Below are 15518 nucleotides of genomic sequence, written 5' to 3' on the forward strand. Positions count from 1 at the left end.
AATTAAGTTAATTGGATAATTAAATGTTTTCTAGGGTTCCGCATGATTTCATGGTCTGGTCCGAGAGAAAACTCACAGTTTGTTTACTGTGTCACGGAAGGATAAAAGCCTGGGAGATATGAACAATATCTCTAAGGCTTTTTTGTTTGGAGGGAAAAAAATGAAATCTTGGTTAAAAGTTTTTCTAGCTGCATTTCTAGAAGTTTTTTGGGTAATTGGATTAGCCCATGCAGATGAATTGTGGGAATGGATTGGTACGATCGTTGCTATCCTTATATGTAATTATTTATTAATCAAAGCAACACAGGAACTACCAGCAGGTACGGTCTATGCAGTATTTGTAGGATTGGGTACAGCTGGGGCAGTTCTATCGGAAATAATATTTTTTGAAGAACCTTTTAATATTATTAAAATACTATTAATCGGTTTGTTACTAGTAGGGGTCATTGGGTTAAAGTTAGTGACAGATGATCAAGAGCAGAAGGAGGATGAGGAATAATGGCATGGTTATCGTTAATTGTTGCTGGGGTATTTGAAACCTTTGGTGTCGCAATGTTGAATCAATATAGCGTAAGTAGAAGTTGGAAACCACTTGTTTTTCTATTCCTTGGATTCTTTATCAGCTTAACGTTACTCAACTTCTCAATGAATACGATTCCGATGGGGACGGCCTACGCAATTTGGACGGGTATTGGTGTTGTAGGGGGAACGATTATCGGAATGCTTTTTTATGGTGAATCAAAAGATTGGAAACGAATTTTATTTATCTTCATTATTTTAAGCGCCAGCATCGGATTAAAGTTAGTTTCATAAATAAAAAAGCTTTGGGATTATATGTCCCAAAGCTTTTATTTGTTTCGCTTAAAAACCATAAAAAAACACATCCATTGTGGAGGCAGTGTTGGTAAAGTAGAGTGAGATGTTTTAAATATTTAAACTTTACTAATCGTTAACCCTTTTTTGTTAGAAATACTTAGACTCATTGTGGCAGTATTTACCCAAATAACTTCATTTTCTGTCGTTTCAATAAAGACACCCGAAAACGTATTTCCATTTCTATCTATGAGAGTGATACGGTCTCCTAGGCGGAGATAAAAATAAGGGCTCTGATTTAAAAGCTCTCTTAGTTGAACAATATTTTCTAATAACTGATTGTATTGTTCTTCATTTTGTAGTTGATGTTCAATGTGTAATTTATTTTCAGAAGCTAATTCTTGCTGCAGATTTGATCCCATGTTTTGCAAATCTCTGATGATTGTTTGCAAGTTCGACTGTAGTGTGTTGTTTAAATTACGGAAAAGTTCATTCATATTTGTTTGTAAGAGATTTTGACCATTTAACAATTTTTCTTGAGTTTGTTTTAATTGACCTGACAAAGGTCGCATTTCTTGGAGTATTTGTTGATTATTCATTAAAAGATTGCGTTGCTGAAGAAGCATTTGTCTTAGTTCATTGTTTAATCTGTTTGCTGTTTGTTCCTGATTATCGGATAGAGTATCTACTACCCCATTTAAATTTTGTATCTCATTTATCACAGTTTTCTTGAAGGATTGATAACCATTCGAAAGTTCTGCCAATGTATTGTTTAAACTGCCTTGTTGTATTTTATATTGGATGGAATTTTGGCAAATGTATTGATTCATACATTGAAGTTGTTCCAAAATCATTTCATGCTGTTGTTGTGCCGCCAACATAAACTCACTGAATGTATCCGTTACATAAGTCCGTTGGTTATTGGATTCTACATTAGAATCATCGTTTAACTTATATAAATTGTTCATGGTAGGTGAATAATAAATGGGGGTTTCCATGTGAATTCTCCTGTCTTTGTGCACATAGTTATTATTACTATATGGAAAGTTTAGGTGTACGTTATAGGACAGTAGCCTATATGTTTTATTGTTTATTAGTAATAAAAAAACCAGACTAAGAAGTTCTTAGTCTGGCGCACTGTTAGTAATTAAGTTAGTTTTTCGATTGTTACACCTTGAATATTTGTAAGAAGAACTGTTGGAGCAGCACTTGTAGGTCCAAGACCAATCCATGTAAGTGTATCACCTGTCAAGCTAACGAAAACCCCTAAAAGTGTAGCAGCACCAGGTGCAGTAACTGAGATTCTATCACCGAATTCTAAAGCTAAGTTAGTTAAATTAGTTAAATTATTTAACATCAATATCACCTCCTTATTCCTCTCTAGTTACATTAAATGCAAGGAGAAAAAAATTGAAAAGGCAAATGTAATAGGTTGAAAAAAATATTATTTTCTTAAATCGTTATCTACTACCCCTTTAAAAAGCATGATAGATTCCCAATTTATTAGTCTTTGAATGCACTTCAAAGAAAGGAACAGTCTGTTAGTGTGGAACTTATGGTAGAAGTGGAACAATAATAAATGGTTTGAATTGTAGGGAAGAGCAGGGATTGATAGGCAAAAACATATAGATACTGTTTAATACGTGAAAATAAAGGAAGTAAAGTGAAAGGTTTTTTTGGAATAGTAAACAGTTATATAGGTAAATTAATGATAATCAGGAATTGGATAAAAAATTTTTGGTTAATTTGTGTAGTGAACTAAGTTGGCAATATCGAAGGAGTGGTAAATGAATTGAGCAAGCATCATTATTTTTTTGCAATTAAATTACCGAAGGAAGCTAAAGATTTTTTAAACGAATGGATGGAAGCAAAAAAACACGAATTTCCCTTTGCAAAGTGGGTACACCCTGAGGATTACCATATTACGTTAGCGTTTTTAGGTTTTGCTCCAGAGGATATGAAAAGCGCAGCCATTCAAACTATGCCACAAGTGTTGATAGGTGTACCTCCATTTTCACTAACACTTCATCAAATAGGGACATTTGGACCTCAAAAAAAACCTCGTATTTTTTGGGCTGACGTGAAACATTCAGAAGAGCTCATTCAGTTACAGAAGAAAGTGTATGGTCAAGCTTTAAAAGTAGGCTTTGACTTGGATAAAAAACCATTTCGGCCACATATTACGATAGCAAGGAAATGGAATAGTGCTGAAGAATTCGATCCAAATTTATTAACGGATATAGACGGTGATTTTTCTTTTACAGTAAATGAAATTATTTTATATGAAACCCATTTAGATAAAACACCAAAATACCATGAATTTGCCCGATTTTCACTTAAGTAAAAGGGAAGGCGAGATGTGATGTGCATACTATCATAACTCGCTTTTTTATATGTCTATGTATTAAGAATGTTGCCAAATGGAATGGGACTATCAGTTGACTTTATACCTATAGGGGTATATATTTGGTTATAACATCACACGTGTTATAAATGGTATTATTGATTAAATAAATATCTAGTGTATATAGGTGGGAGTGAAAGAAGTAAATGATAGAATGGATTTTAATCATAATTGTTGTAGCTCTGTTAGTGTATCGGTTAACACCAACAAAAGGAATTAACAACATTACAACGCAAGAATTAAAAACGGTACTTCATGATCCAGATAAAGTGTTTATTGACGTTCGATCGCCGCTGGAATATAAAGCTCAAAATATTAAACAGTTTCAAAATATTCCACTAAAATCAAATTTCAAAAATTTACCGAGAGACAAAGAAATTGTTGTTATTTGCCAAACTGGAATCCGAAGTAATCAAGCTTGTAAAAAGTTAAAGAGACTAGGTTATGAACGAATTACAAATGTTCGTGGTGGTATGGGGCAATGGAATATGGAAAATAGGGGGTAATGACATGAAAGAAGTGACTGCAAAGGAAGTGCAGGAACGATTAGAAAAGGGAGAAAACCTCCATTTAATCGATGTGCGTGAAGTAGATGAGGTGGAAGCAGGACATATACCAGGTATCCTTCATATCCCACTAGGTCTACTAGAATTTCGCATGAATGAGCTTTCGAAAGATACTTCTTATATAATGGTTTGTCGTTCAGGCAAACGAAGTGGAAAAGCTACTGAATTTTTACAAAGCCAAGGTTTTGACGTTACGAATATGAACGGCGGTATGCTTGCTTGGGAAGGCAAAGTAGAATAGCGTTTATTTTTCATAAATTATAATGATAGGATTGCAACCAGAAACTAGGTCTCAATCCTATTTTTTTATTTTTAATATAAAAACTATCATGTAAACAGAATAATATAGAGCTTTTTTTAATATATTAACTATAAAGGAGTGATCACATGAGAATTCCCGCATTGCCCCAACAAAAGGATATTGGAAACAAAAAAGGGAAATGGATTTTTAAAAGAGTTCGTAACTTTTTTTCGAAAAGAATTTTCAAAAAGAGACCTTTTGTCCGTGTTCCGCCTAGAAAATAAAGCTGTTTCTAATCCTTAAGGAATAGAACAGCTTTTTCTAATCTTTCTACGCTTCGTTTACAATTCCGATTGTACCGTCGAGCAAAAACATCTCTTCCCTTGGACCGACTAAATATAATTCATGCATTGCACGAGTGAGCGCAACGTATAACAATTTACGGTCTATTGTTGTCGGAAAGTATGGTGTTTCAAAAACAGCAATTATGACCGCATCAAATTCTAGTCCTTTTGCTAAATGACTCGGTACTACGAGCAGTTTGGACCCACCAAGTTCGGATTGTTCACTTAATAATTCAACGGGTACGCCAGCATTCTCCAATTGCTTTGTATAATGAATCGCCTCTTGATAGGTTTTACAAATAAGGGCTATGGATTGGTGACCATGTTGCTTTATTCTTTCGTACAACTCATCTATTTTACTTGGATCTAATTCCTCCATTTGTACAAAGGTAGGCTCATTGCCATGGCGGACAACAGGCTCTACTAACGGTAAATCTTCATCCATTTTGGCTAGAATCGTATTGGCCACTTCCATTATTTCGATGGTCGTACGATAACTTTTTTGTAGCGTAAAATAGTTCGCGCGGGGGAACAGTTCTAAAACGGAATTCCATTCTGTTAAAGAGCGATAACTATGAATACCTTGTGCTAAATCTCCAACCATCGTAAACATGTCTGTTTCTAGACCACTTTTTAATGCTTCTAATTGAAATAAACTATAATCTTGTACTTCATCGATAAAGACAACACGCATTTTCCAGTTATCCGCAATTCCTTTAATTTTCGCATGTAAATAGTACAGGGCAGCTAAATCCTCCAATGCCCATTTTTCTTTTGTATGGGCTTGGATAAACCTTTCTTGCTGATCGAAAGTCCATTCTGGAGCAAGTTCTCTTATTAGTAATCGATCGGTTAAAAGTTTACGGTACATTTGTTTTATTTTCACTTTTTCAAATCGCTTCATATAGGTACTTGCAGTAGTTTTCGATAATGCTTTAATTTTTGGTATCCGTGCATCCCGTTCGTCAATAAACTTCGTTACAGTTTTTCTCCGCTTTTCCGGATCACGAAGCCCACTTAAAGCTTTGCCAATCATCTCTTCATAGCGTGTGTTTAATGTTGAGAGAACTGCTTTAGACTTCCTTTTGACCTCTGTTTGTACGACCTTCTTAATACGTTCAATCCGCTTTTCAATAGGCATGTATGCAAATTCTTCTAAAAATAGCTTCTTTAAATGACTGCCCCGCATGATACGATACTTTTCAATAAACACATCTTCATCAAATAATTTTGCTAATGTTCGTTCATGAAGTTTAACATAACGATCGAGTATATCACGGTAAAATAAAGACCCTTTTATTTGAGCTATGTTAAAGGAGGGTAGGGCGTCAATTCCTTCTTCGACAATTTTTTCCAATTGTTCGTTTGGATTTTGTAATTTCAATTTAATACCCGTTGCATTTTGAACGTATTCTGCATACGTTGTTTGGCAAATGCGTTCGACCCCAAGTTCAGGTAGAACATCCCCAATATATTCAATAAATAATTTATTTGGAGCTAATATCATCAGTTGTTCGGGGTTGAAATGCTCTCCCATTGTATATAAAAAGTAAGAGATTCGGTGAAGGGCAATCGTTGTTTTTCCACTACCAGCTGCGCCTTGTACTAAGATTGGCTGTTTTAGATGGGCGCGAATAATTTCATTTTGTTCTTTTTGAATCGTTGCTACAATTTCCGTTAGACGTACATCGGCTTTTCCGGAAAGGGCGTCCTGCAACAATTCATCATTTGTTGTTAAATCTACATCTTGAAAGCTTAAGAGTTCGCCATTTTCAATTTTATATTGGCGTTTTGAAAATAAATGTCCTGTATAAATTTCATCGCGTACTGGATACGTAATATCTCCTAATCTTCCGTCGTAGTATACATTGGCAACAGGGGAGCGCCAATCGACGATAATAGGTTCGAAGGTTTCATTATGAAATAGAGAGGTTTTTCCGATATACAAAAGCTCTTCCGGTTCTCCTGTTCGCTGGAAATGAATTCTGGCGAAATAGGGCTTTTTCTTTACCGCTTCAAGACTTTCCTTTTGGTTTAAAGCCATTTCAAAAAAGCGAGAGTTCATCAAAAGATTAATGTAACTATCACTGGAATCGATATATTCAAGGTTTGCCATCGATTCTTTTATTTTATCTTGAACGGCTTGTATATCACGTTGTGAGGCTTCTAAAATTTCATCCATATACTGTTTTGTATACTGTAATCGTTCTACCTCTTTTGGAAAATCTGGATGCATTGTCGTCGAATTATTTGATTCGGCCATTTCTATCTCCTCCAATCGTAAAGTTTGGCGGTTACGTACATATTTTAAAGTTAGATAATAATCTTACTAAATTTTCCTTATGAAGGGAAGTCTTGTCCTTCTATTTTTTTATGAGGGGTTAGAAAGGGAAAAAAGCTGTTTCCCCATGGAAAACAGCTTTTATTGAATACTTAAGATTAATGATAAATATAAAGAGAAAACAAGTAATACACCCATCATAAAGGACATGATAGCGGGCATTTTTTTGAAAAAGGCAACGACCATTAACAAGAAGAATACTATTGCAACGGCAAGTAACAACATGCTTGTCATATTCATAACAAGGTTGGTAGTCATATTGGGCTGGAACTGTCCTTGGTAAAATAACGAAAACAACGTTGAAACAGTTTCATTGGAAACGTTCGTATTCCTTGGTGGTGATTGTTGACCTAGTAATGCCGTTGCTGAAAAGATGATTAATAAAAATACACTTTCCATTTTCACCCATGGTAGGGGATCAAACCCATTATCTTTTTTCACTTTCCCTCGAATGAAAACACTATTAATGAGCGCAAAAACAATCAAAGGAATAATGAAAAGATGTTTTATCAATAACGATTGTCCGTAGGGAATTAACCATGAATTGGTATAGTCTTCAACAACAATATTCATAAGAAGAAGGCCTGAAACAAATGTCATGACAAAACATGCGATGGCAACTGGAGTAAACCATTTTAAAAAGTTTAACCAGTTGTTATGATTTGTTGCAAACCAACTAACGACGATTAATGTACCAACCCATACGGTAACAGCTGTAAAGTGGACAGTATCGCCGATAAAACCCCACAAAGGCTCGTAGGAACTAGGGTGACTTGACCAACCTAACGCTAAAATTAAAAGGAATGATAGAAATATCCCGACATATCCATAAAATGCTTTTATTCGATAATCAAATAAAGTGATGTATAGAAGTAAAATAACCGAAATGATAAATGTAAAAACCCATGCTTTTCCTGCTTCAAAGGTCAACAGTACAGATTGCAATGTGTCCGAAAGACCTTGATTTGGTATTAAGTACAAAAGGATTTGCAGTACGGGGAAGAACGAAAAAATCATGATCCCTATAACGGCTAACACTAAAATATACTTCGGTACTTGAATTGGAGGAAGATAGTTTTTCGGAATTAACGAAAGGATTAAGCTACCCACGAGTAGGGAAAAGCATAAATATAATAATGCTTGGCTAATCATTCCTAAAACAATCATTGATTATTTCTTCCTTTTCATCATGAAGAAACTTCCTACAATAATAAGAATTAAGACAACGATAATTGTAGGTACGACATAAGATGGTGAACTTTGTTCTGGTTCTTCCTCTGTAACCGCATCTTCATTAGTAGTTTGTGTTTCGATATCGTCTACTTTAGTTGTGTCAGTTTCCGTTTTTTCAACTTCAGTTGTATTTTCTGTATTTGGCACCTCTACTGAAAAAGGAATTTCTCCATTAATAAGATGACCGTCTGCACCGATAATGTTCCATTTAATGAAATATTCTCCATTGTCTAATGAAGTGGAAAGTGTTCCGCTTAAAATATTTTCTTGCACTGTAATATCCTCTACCGGAATTGACTCCCCTGCAGAACTTTCTAGCGTAAAGGTACTGCTTTGTTCAATTTTCCCTTCAAAGGTTAACGTAACTTCCTTTAACTCGGAATCAATTACTTCACCGTTTTGTGGAGAAGAACTTTCTAATCCAGTATGAGCAAAAGCGTTACCGACAAAAGTAAATAAAAAAATACTTGTAATAAGTGATAATTTTTTCAACATAAAAAGGACCTCCAAACTTTTGAAATCTGCTAAATTGTAGCATAGAAAGAGGGGATTGTTGATTATAACGGTCTGCGAATTAAATACATATGAACGTTTTTTATACTTTTTGTGAATAGAAAGTCATAATTCCCTTTGAGCGAAGGGTTAAGAGAAAGAAGCTAGAATACTTTAGATATCCGATGATAGGGAGAGTGACGATGATTCAACAAATAAAAGATGAGTTGAATGAATTACAATCGTATATCTATTTTGATGAACGACAGTTTCTACGGGAACAGACGAATCATCCAGAACAATGTTGGGCGTTCATTCACAAGGTAAAACCTTTACTGGAAAAAGAGTGGTCGAAAGAAGATTTGTACTTTCTTTACAGTTCTTTAGGGTATGTGTATCGGGTATTGAATAGGTCAGGGGAGGCTATTGCTTTTTTTGAAAAAGCGCTAAGGTTACAATGGAATCACAAACAGGAAATTGTTACGCTTATTCGATTAAGTGAAGCATATAAATACGCAAATGAACATCAAAAATCTCTACAGTTACTTAGAGAAGCAATGAACCAATCGTCAGTAAATAACATCCCTTATTATGAGGATTTTATTTTACAACATAGAGGGAAATGCTTAATGGAAATCGGAGCGTTGGATGAGGCACTAGAGGATTTCTCCCAATCCCTAGCCATTCGAAAAAGTCAAGGAAACAAAGCATTAATTTGTTCTACACAAAAAGCATTAGATTTCTGTCTGAAATGTTTAAAAGAGAGGCAAAGGACGAAGGAAGATTTCTGTTAAACATTTACTAGGTGCAAAAATTGCCATGATTTTATTAATAGGAGGAAGTACATTAAATATGAAAATCTTCGCCCATCGAGGTTATTCAGCAAAGTATCCAGAAAATACGTTGGCTGCCTTTCGAGCAGCTGCACAGTTGCCGATTCATGGTGTTGAGTTGGATGTTCATTTAACAAAGGATAGACAAATTGTTGTTATTCATGATGAATCGGTTAAACGAACGTCAAATGGAAAGGGCTATGTTAAAGATTTAACCCTTGAACAACTTCGAGAATATGACTTTGGATCATGGTTTAGTGAAGAGTTTGCAGGGGAGAAAATCCCAACTCTTCATGAAGTGTTAACTATTTTCAAGGATACCCATCATCGAATTAATATTGAATTGAAATCGGATATTTTTATTTATCCGTTGCTGGAAGAAATGGTCTTAAAGGAAGTTGAATCATTCCAATTCGAAGATCGGGTTATCCTTTCATCCTTTGATCATGAAGCCGTGGCAAAAATTGCGCGGCTAGCGCCAAACATAGAAAATGCCCCTATTTTTTCTACAATGATACTTCATGTAGCGGATTATCAAAAAACGATTCCTGCTAAAGCGCTACATGTCCCGTTAACATCGGCAGTACGACGCCCAGTTTTAGATGCTATTCAGAGGGGTTCCGTTGTCCGAGTTTGGACCGTCAATAAAGTAGAGAAGTTGGATGTTTTAAAGGAAATCGGGGTTGATGGAATTTTTACTGATGAACCAGAGAAGATGATGGAGTATATGTCGAGTTGGGATGAATAAGTAGTATAGAAAGGTGCATGTTTATTTACATGCACCTTTCATGATATATAAAAATCTTTTTCTCCTTAAAGTTTATTTTAATAAGTGACTGGAAAAAATAAGCATATGTAAATTTTTTCATTATGAAACTGGAGAAAATATAATGATTACAAAAGAGAATTTGAGATTGAAGGTGATTCCTTCTATTCATCAACTAGATAAAGAAACATTTATACAAGAAATCACGTATAAGTTGGAATGTTTTTTCGAGCAAAAGAGAAAAATTGTCATTTTATGTATCGGTACTGATTGTTCAACAGGCGATGCTTTTGGACCGATTGTCGGAAGTTTGCTTAAAAAGAACCACTTTCATTTTCCCGTTTATGGAACGATTGAAAATCCGGTAGATGCATTAAACTTAAACGAAACGATTTTATTCATCCAACAAAAATATAATAATCCCTTTATTCTAACGATAGATGCCAGTTTAGGTAAAAAAGCGCAAATCGGTTCATTGTATTTTAAAATGGGCAGTATGATACCGGGTAAAGCGGCAAGTAAAAAACTTCCTAAAGTGGGGGATGCCCAACTATGCGCCGTTGTTAATGAATTAGATTCAAGCTTTTTTCCTAAAAAAATTCATGAAACAAGACTTTATCATGTGTATCTCCTCGCAAGCGAAACTGTAAAAATACTAATGGAATCCTGTCAGCGTCTAAATCGAAATTAACATAAAAAGAGTAGCCATTTGCTACTCTTTCCTTTTTTACTTTTAAAATGCTTTTCTATTGCACATGTTCTTCTCCGTTTTCTATATAGGATTCTAAAATGACATCACCTTTGTGTTTGTAATAGTAATATGTTTTAGGATCATTTTTTAATTTGATACAAACCATCCAATTTTTATCGCCCCTTAAATTCGCAATAAATGGTTCACTATAAAGGATGTCATCCTTTGGAATTTTTTCTTCATTAATTAAATAATCCATTACACTATGTTCAACAGCGGATTTTTTATATTGAACATAGCCAAAGCCAGCTCCAACTAAAAGGACTACAAGTAATAATACTTTTCCTATTCTTTTCATTACTAAAACCTCATTTTCAATAAACATTATTTAACAACTCTACTATATTAATACTTATCGTTATTAGTTGGAAGTCACTTTTGGTAATTTTAATAAAAAGGAGGGGAAATAAGTTTAAATGTTAATAAAATTAAAAAGATGAGAACATGAATTGAATCCACGTTCTCAAATTTAATGAATCAATGTTTTTTTGTTTTTTAAGAATCACCAAGGCGTTCCAATGACAACAAATAATAGCCAAGCAAGTAAAGGACCAGCAACTACAAATAAGGCTGCCATTACTAGAAGTTGACGGAAATAGGAACGTTCATCTTCAGGTCTCGCATTTGATAAAAGTAGGGCGCCGTTTGTAGAAAAAGGACTTAAATCTACGATACTGGAAGAAATGGAGATAGCGGCGAGAACACCAGTTGTAGAAACTGTTGGATCTTGTAATATCGGTGTTGCCAATGGAATAATTGCTGCTAAAAACCCAGTTGTTGAAGCGAAGGATGAAATAATACCACCAGTATATGAAGCAACAAGGGATGCAATATACGAATTATCTAAACTAGCAATAATTTCGGTCATATAGTCTAATGCACCGATTTCCTCCAATACACCAACATACGTAACAATTCCCGTAACCATTAATATTGCTGGCCAAGGCATTGATTTGATCACTTCGCTTTGGATTTTTGGTGTGATAAAAGCAAGGATTAAACCGATGAAGAAGGCTGAGAAGCCCATATTGTAATCAAATCCGAGTGCAATAACGATTAATGCTATAACACCGAGTAAAGTGACAAATCGTTGCCAGTTTAATGTCACATTTTCAATCGAACTTTCCTCGGAAGCACCTTCAGTCGTAGTAGCAGCCATTCGTAATTGTACTTCAGTTGAGTTAACTCGGATAAGCTTAAGGCCACCCATCGCTACATAAGTAATCACCCCGACTAATAAGCAGAAGAGGAAAGTATCTAAAAATAAAATTAACGCCTCGTGGTCAATAGCGCGAGTTTCCATGATACCGCTTACAATAATTCCGAATAAATTTAATGGAGAAAAGGCACCAGCCGTTATACCAACAATTAACATGACACCCATCATTAAAGCGTTAATATGATACTTATAAGCTAGTCTTAATACGATAGGTGCTAAAATGGAAGCTAAAGCAATGACGGATGTACCGATGGAAGATAATAAAGTTCCAAGGAAGAATACGACCCATGGAATTAATCCTAAATTACCCCTAACTAGTTTTAATCCCCAGTTAGCAATTAAATCAATCGTACCTGTTTTTTGTACAATGGCAAACATAAACGTAATTCCTGCTAATAAAACAAATAGATCCGCTGGGAAACCTGCAAAAACTGTATCAATTTCAATACCACTCACTAAAGTACCTATAATGAAAGCAGCAACAAAACCTAAAACGCCAATGTTAATTGGAAAGACAGCACCAATAATAAACATTAATAAAAGAATAATAATGGCGATTAATTCTACTGACATTTTTATTTCCTCCCCGTCGAAAGTGTGTTGTTAACGAGCTGATATGGATTCAGCCGAATACGATATACCATTTTTATATAATTCGGAAATTTCAGATAAAGAATAACCTAAGTTTTGCAATATCGTAGTTGAATGTTCCCCTAATAATGGTGGGGGAGAAGATATTTCACCGGGAGTATCAGATAGTTTCACGGGAGTAGTTGTTAGCTTTAACTCACCGATTGTTGGATGTGTTATTGTTTCAACCAATCTACGGTCATAAATATGAGTGTCATGATATAGTTCGCTAAATGTATAGACTGGACCAGCAGGAATACCATGTTGTTTAAATAAATTGATCCAATGATCTGCGGTGTTTTGAATAAAAATCTCTTCTAGTAAAGGAATGAGTTGATGACGGTTTTTAACGCGCATGGCATTCGACTCGAATAATGGATTTTCTTTAATATGTTGAATATTAAGGAAGTCACACATTTTTCTCCATAGTTCCTCGTTACCAACACCAATGTTAAAGTAATTGTCTGATCCTTTGAAAACTTGATAAGGTACGATAGATGGATGCGCATTACCTAAAGGTTTTGGATTCTCTCCTGTAGCTAAAAATCCAGTAGCTAAATACGTTTGCCAGCCAACGATTGTATCTAGTAGGGAAGCATCAATGTGCTGGCCCTTATTCGTTTGGTTTCGCACAATTAATGCAGTTAAAATACCAATAATCGCCCACATACCTGCCCCTAAATCGCCTATGGAAAAACCAACCTTCACTGGAGGTCTTCCTTCCTCTCCAGTAACAGACATTAACCCTCCCATTCCTTGAGCTATGACATCATAGCCAGGTTCCTTGGAATATTTTCCAAACTGTCCGAAGCCTGAAATAGATGCTAAAATGATTCGTGGATTAATGTCTGATAAAATATCGTAGCCTAAACCTAGTTTATCCATTTGACCAGGGCGAAAGTTTTCTACAACTATATCAGCTGTTTTAACTAGATTAAGAAATATCTTTTTCCCTTCTTCCGTTTTCAAGTTTAAAACGAGGCTTTTTTTATTGCGATTAACACTTAAATAATAGGCACTTTCATTTTCCAAAAAAGGGGGGCCCCATTTTCGTGTATCATCCCCACCTGGAGGTTCGATTTTAATGCAATCAGCTCCCATATCGGCTAAAAACATCGTGCAGTATGGGCCACTTAAAATTCGGGTCAAATCTAAAATTTTGATTCCATCCAAAGCTTTCAATTTAACACCCCCAAAAGATTCTTATTCTGCTAAAATTTTTTGTACAGAATAATTTGAAGCAATTGTAGAATAAGCGAAATTTTCTGTCAAATGTATATTTTCTTCTGTTTTAGTCATTTTGTTTGTTTTTTCGAATTTTATCTGTCGAAATAATATTTTTATATTATAATTACGATTGTATTCAGTCGACTGTGCACAGTAAATACATGTTTGTCAGAAATGTGAACACTATTGTGAGATACTAACAAAAAAATTAAAAAAATTTTTATTTTTTAAATGAAAAATTGGAAAGGTATGCCAAACTAAACGTAATAGAATATAATTGTAGACTGTGTACTAGTTAATGGTTTATTAAGTAAATTTTTGAACTTTCGATTGAATTGCGGATTTTTTTAAGCTAATATTATGAAAATGTGATTAACCAAATATTCTGTGTGTTATAAGGGTGTGAAATTAATGGATTATTTTAAAGATACGTTCGATAACGCATTATCCAAAAGCGTAGCGGAGAAAATTATGGAACAAATATTGAATGGTGAACTAAAACCTGGAGATAGAATTGTAGAAAGTGTATATGCTGAATTGTTTAATACAAGCCGTTCACCAATACGTGAGGCAATCTACTTATTAGCAACAGAAGGCTTAATTGAAAGAGTTCCTCGAAAAGGGGCATTTATTAAAGGATATACTTTTAACGAAGTACAAGATCTTCTAGATATACGAAATCATTTAGAAATTTTGGCAGCTCAAAGGATTAAAGAACCAAACAAGAAGAAAGATTTATTAGAGGATATGAAACGTATTTTAGAGAAAATGGATCAATGTAATAATCAAAAAGATTATACCCATTTAAACTATGAATTTCATTTTACTCTAATAAAATTCAGTGATAGTACAGTAATTGAGAGCGTCTATAGTAAGATTGTTTTACCATTAATAAGAGTTCAATCCATCCATTTTAAATCAGGGGAAACAATTAATAAATCGAGGGATGATCATCATAAAATATATGAATTCCTTAAAAACAATGAAGTGGACGAGCTCGTGTCGTTATTACGTAAACATACGGAGGACGTAATTTTAAATATACGTCGCCAAGTATTTTAGACAAACAAAAAAGCCGATTTGTCCCACATTGTGTGTCCAATCGACTTTAAGATCCCATCTAATTGAAGTTTTTATTAAAAAATTGCATTTGTAATAAGGAATAAAACGGTTGGGGCTAATAAACAACCTAAACCTGTATAGAAGGTTGCAGTGACGGCCCCATAAGGGACTAATTTCGGATCAGTTGCTGCTAGGCCACCTGCAACACCAGAAGTAGTTCCCATTAAACCACCATAAACCATTGCAGACATCGGATTATTTAAACCGATATACTTCGCCACAAATGGTGTCCCAACCATAACTAATACAGATTTGATTAATCCTGCTGCAATGCTTATGGCAATCACTTCCGAACTTGCGCTTAGAGCAGCTCCAGTGACCGGCCCTACAATATATGTAACTGTGCCAGCACCAATTGTTGTAATACTTACCGCGTCTCTATAACCAAAAAGGAAAGCAAAAATTACACCGACAACAAAGGAAAGTAGTACTCCGATGAAAAGGGAGATGACACCTCTATAAAGTGTACCCTTTGTAAAGGACATTTTTAAAAAAGGCTTTTAAGCAACTTGAAGAAGATGGTGACTGTATTGTGC

General features: G+C 34.8%; 17 protein-coding genes, 1 pseudogene and 1 riboswitch. Of the genes and pseudogenes, 9 read left to right on the forward strand and 9 right to left on the reverse strand.

What is annotated here, in order from left to right:
- The first annotated feature begins 19 nt into the window (after nt 1-19).
- A riboswitch (guanidine-I (ykkC/yxkD leader) is annotated at nt 20-118 on the forward strand.
- Between the two features lie 42 nt (nt 119-160).
- Both H9636_RS10195 and H9636_RS10200 read left to right on the forward strand, forming a co-directional pair.
- Nucleotides 161-499 (forward strand): DMT family transporter, encoded by a 339-nt coding sequence (locus H9636_RS10195; protein ID WP_225230171.1) that lies wholly within the window; start codon nt 161-163, stop codon nt 497-499.
- Nucleotides 499-813 carry a DMT family transporter gene (locus H9636_RS10200; protein WP_191707505.1) on the forward strand — a complete coding sequence of 105 codons (315 nt, stop codon included), beginning with the start codon at nt 499-501 and terminating at the stop codon, nt 811-813. The genes H9636_RS10195 and H9636_RS10200 overlap by 1 nt, the downstream gene beginning before the upstream one ends.
- A gap of 119 nt (nt 814-932) precedes the next feature.
- Here the strand turns inward: H9636_RS10200 and H9636_RS10205 are convergent, their stop codons facing one another.
- Complete coding sequence (locus H9636_RS10205; protein WP_191707506.1) at nt 933-1811, reverse strand: GumC domain-containing protein; 879 nt, start codon at nt 1809-1811, stop codon at nt 933-935.
- A gap of 149 nt (nt 1812-1960) precedes the next feature.
- Entirely contained in the window at nt 1961-2173 is a 213-nt protein-coding gene (locus H9636_RS10210) for a hypothetical protein (RefSeq protein ID WP_191707507.1), read from the reverse strand.
- A gap of 432 nt (nt 2174-2605) precedes the next feature.
- On the opposite strand from H9636_RS10210, the gene thpR reads away from it, so the two are divergent.
- From thpR to H9636_RS10225, 3 genes are all read left to right on the forward strand, one after another.
- The gene (thpR, locus tag H9636_RS10215; RefSeq protein ID WP_191707508.1) at nt 2606-3157 is read left to right on the forward strand and encodes an RNA 2',3'-cyclic phosphodiesterase; all 552 of its coding nucleotides are present in this window, start codon (nt 2606-2608) and stop codon (nt 3155-3157) included.
- A gap of 206 nt (nt 3158-3363) precedes the next feature.
- Nucleotides 3364-3723 carry a rhodanese-like domain-containing protein gene (locus H9636_RS10220; RefSeq protein WP_191707509.1) on the forward strand — a complete coding sequence of 120 codons (360 nt, stop codon included), beginning with the start codon at nt 3364-3366 and terminating at the stop codon, nt 3721-3723.
- A gap of 4 nt (nt 3724-3727) precedes the next feature.
- Nucleotides 3728-4024: a rhodanese-like domain-containing protein gene (locus tag H9636_RS10225; RefSeq protein WP_191707510.1), complete on the forward strand. Its 297-nt coding sequence runs from the start codon at nt 3728-3730 to the stop codon at nt 4022-4024.
- 330 nt (nt 4025-4354) lie between these two features.
- Here the strand turns inward: H9636_RS10225 and helD are convergent, their stop codons facing one another.
- The 3 genes from helD to H9636_RS10240 form a co-directional block, all read right to left on the reverse strand.
- Nucleotides 4355-6631: an RNA polymerase recycling motor HelD gene (gene helD, locus H9636_RS10230; protein ID WP_225230172.1), complete on the reverse strand. Its 2277-nt coding sequence runs from the start codon at nt 6629-6631 to the stop codon at nt 4355-4357.
- Nucleotides 6632-6790: 159 nt separating this feature from the next.
- Nucleotides 6791-7876 (reverse strand): copper resistance D family protein, encoded by a 1086-nt coding sequence (locus H9636_RS10235; protein WP_191707511.1) that lies wholly within the window; start codon nt 7874-7876, stop codon nt 6791-6793.
- Nucleotides 7877-7879: 3 nt separating this feature from the next.
- Nucleotides 7880-8437, reverse strand: a complete 558-nt coding sequence (locus H9636_RS10240) for a copper resistance CopC family protein (RefSeq protein WP_191707512.1) — start codon at nt 8435-8437, stop codon at nt 7880-7882.
- 200 nt (nt 8438-8637) lie between these two features.
- Here H9636_RS10240 and H9636_RS10245 point away from each other — a divergent pair, with 200 nt between their 5' ends.
- The 3 genes from H9636_RS10245 (at nt 8638) to yyaC (ending at nt 10724) form a co-directional block, all read left to right on the forward strand.
- A complete protein-coding gene (locus tag H9636_RS10245) occupies nt 8638-9228 on the forward strand; it encodes a tetratricopeptide repeat protein (RefSeq protein WP_191707513.1) in 591 nt (196 codons plus the stop codon).
- A 58-nt stretch (nt 9229-9286) separates the two neighbouring features.
- Nucleotides 9287-10015, forward strand: coding sequence for a glycerophosphodiester phosphodiesterase (locus H9636_RS10250; RefSeq protein WP_191707525.1), 729 nt, complete (start codon nt 9287-9289; stop codon nt 10013-10015).
- A 142-nt stretch (nt 10016-10157) separates the two neighbouring features.
- A complete protein-coding gene (yyaC, locus tag H9636_RS10255; RefSeq protein WP_191707514.1) occupies nt 10158-10724 on the forward strand; it encodes a spore protease YyaC in 567 nt (188 codons plus the stop codon).
- A 55-nt stretch (nt 10725-10779) separates the two neighbouring features.
- Here yyaC and H9636_RS10260 read toward each other — a convergent pair whose 3' ends face one another.
- The 3 genes from H9636_RS10260 to H9636_RS10270 form a co-directional block, all read right to left on the reverse strand.
- The gene (locus H9636_RS10260) at nt 10780-11082 is read right to left on the reverse strand and encodes a DUF3139 domain-containing protein (protein ID WP_191707515.1); all 303 of its coding nucleotides are present in this window, start codon (nt 11080-11082) and stop codon (nt 10780-10782) included.
- A 204-nt stretch (nt 11083-11286) separates the two neighbouring features.
- A complete protein-coding gene (locus H9636_RS10265; protein WP_191707516.1) occupies nt 11287-12576 on the reverse strand; it encodes an SLC13 family permease in 1290 nt (429 codons plus the stop codon).
- A 30-nt stretch (nt 12577-12606) separates the two neighbouring features.
- Complete coding sequence (locus H9636_RS10270; RefSeq protein WP_191707517.1) at nt 12607-13815, reverse strand: CaiB/BaiF CoA transferase family protein; 1209 nt, start codon at nt 13813-13815, stop codon at nt 12607-12609.
- A gap of 456 nt (nt 13816-14271) precedes the next feature.
- Between H9636_RS10270 and H9636_RS10275 the strand changes: the two genes are divergently transcribed.
- The gene (locus H9636_RS10275; RefSeq protein ID WP_191707518.1) at nt 14272-14922 is read left to right on the forward strand and encodes a GntR family transcriptional regulator; all 651 of its coding nucleotides are present in this window, start codon (nt 14272-14274) and stop codon (nt 14920-14922) included.
- A gap of 74 nt (nt 14923-14996) precedes the next feature.
- Here the strand turns inward: H9636_RS10275 and H9636_RS10280 are convergent.
- Nucleotides 14997-15440 (reverse strand): annotated as a pseudogene (locus H9636_RS10280) (malonate transporter subunit MadM); the annotation flags it as partial.
- Nucleotides 15441-15518 lie beyond the last annotated feature (78 nt).

Source organism: Ureibacillus galli (genome assembly GCF_014836845.1).
In the GTDB taxonomy this organism is placed as follows: domain Bacteria; phylum Bacillota; class Bacilli; order Bacillales_A; family Planococcaceae; genus Ureibacillus; species Ureibacillus galli.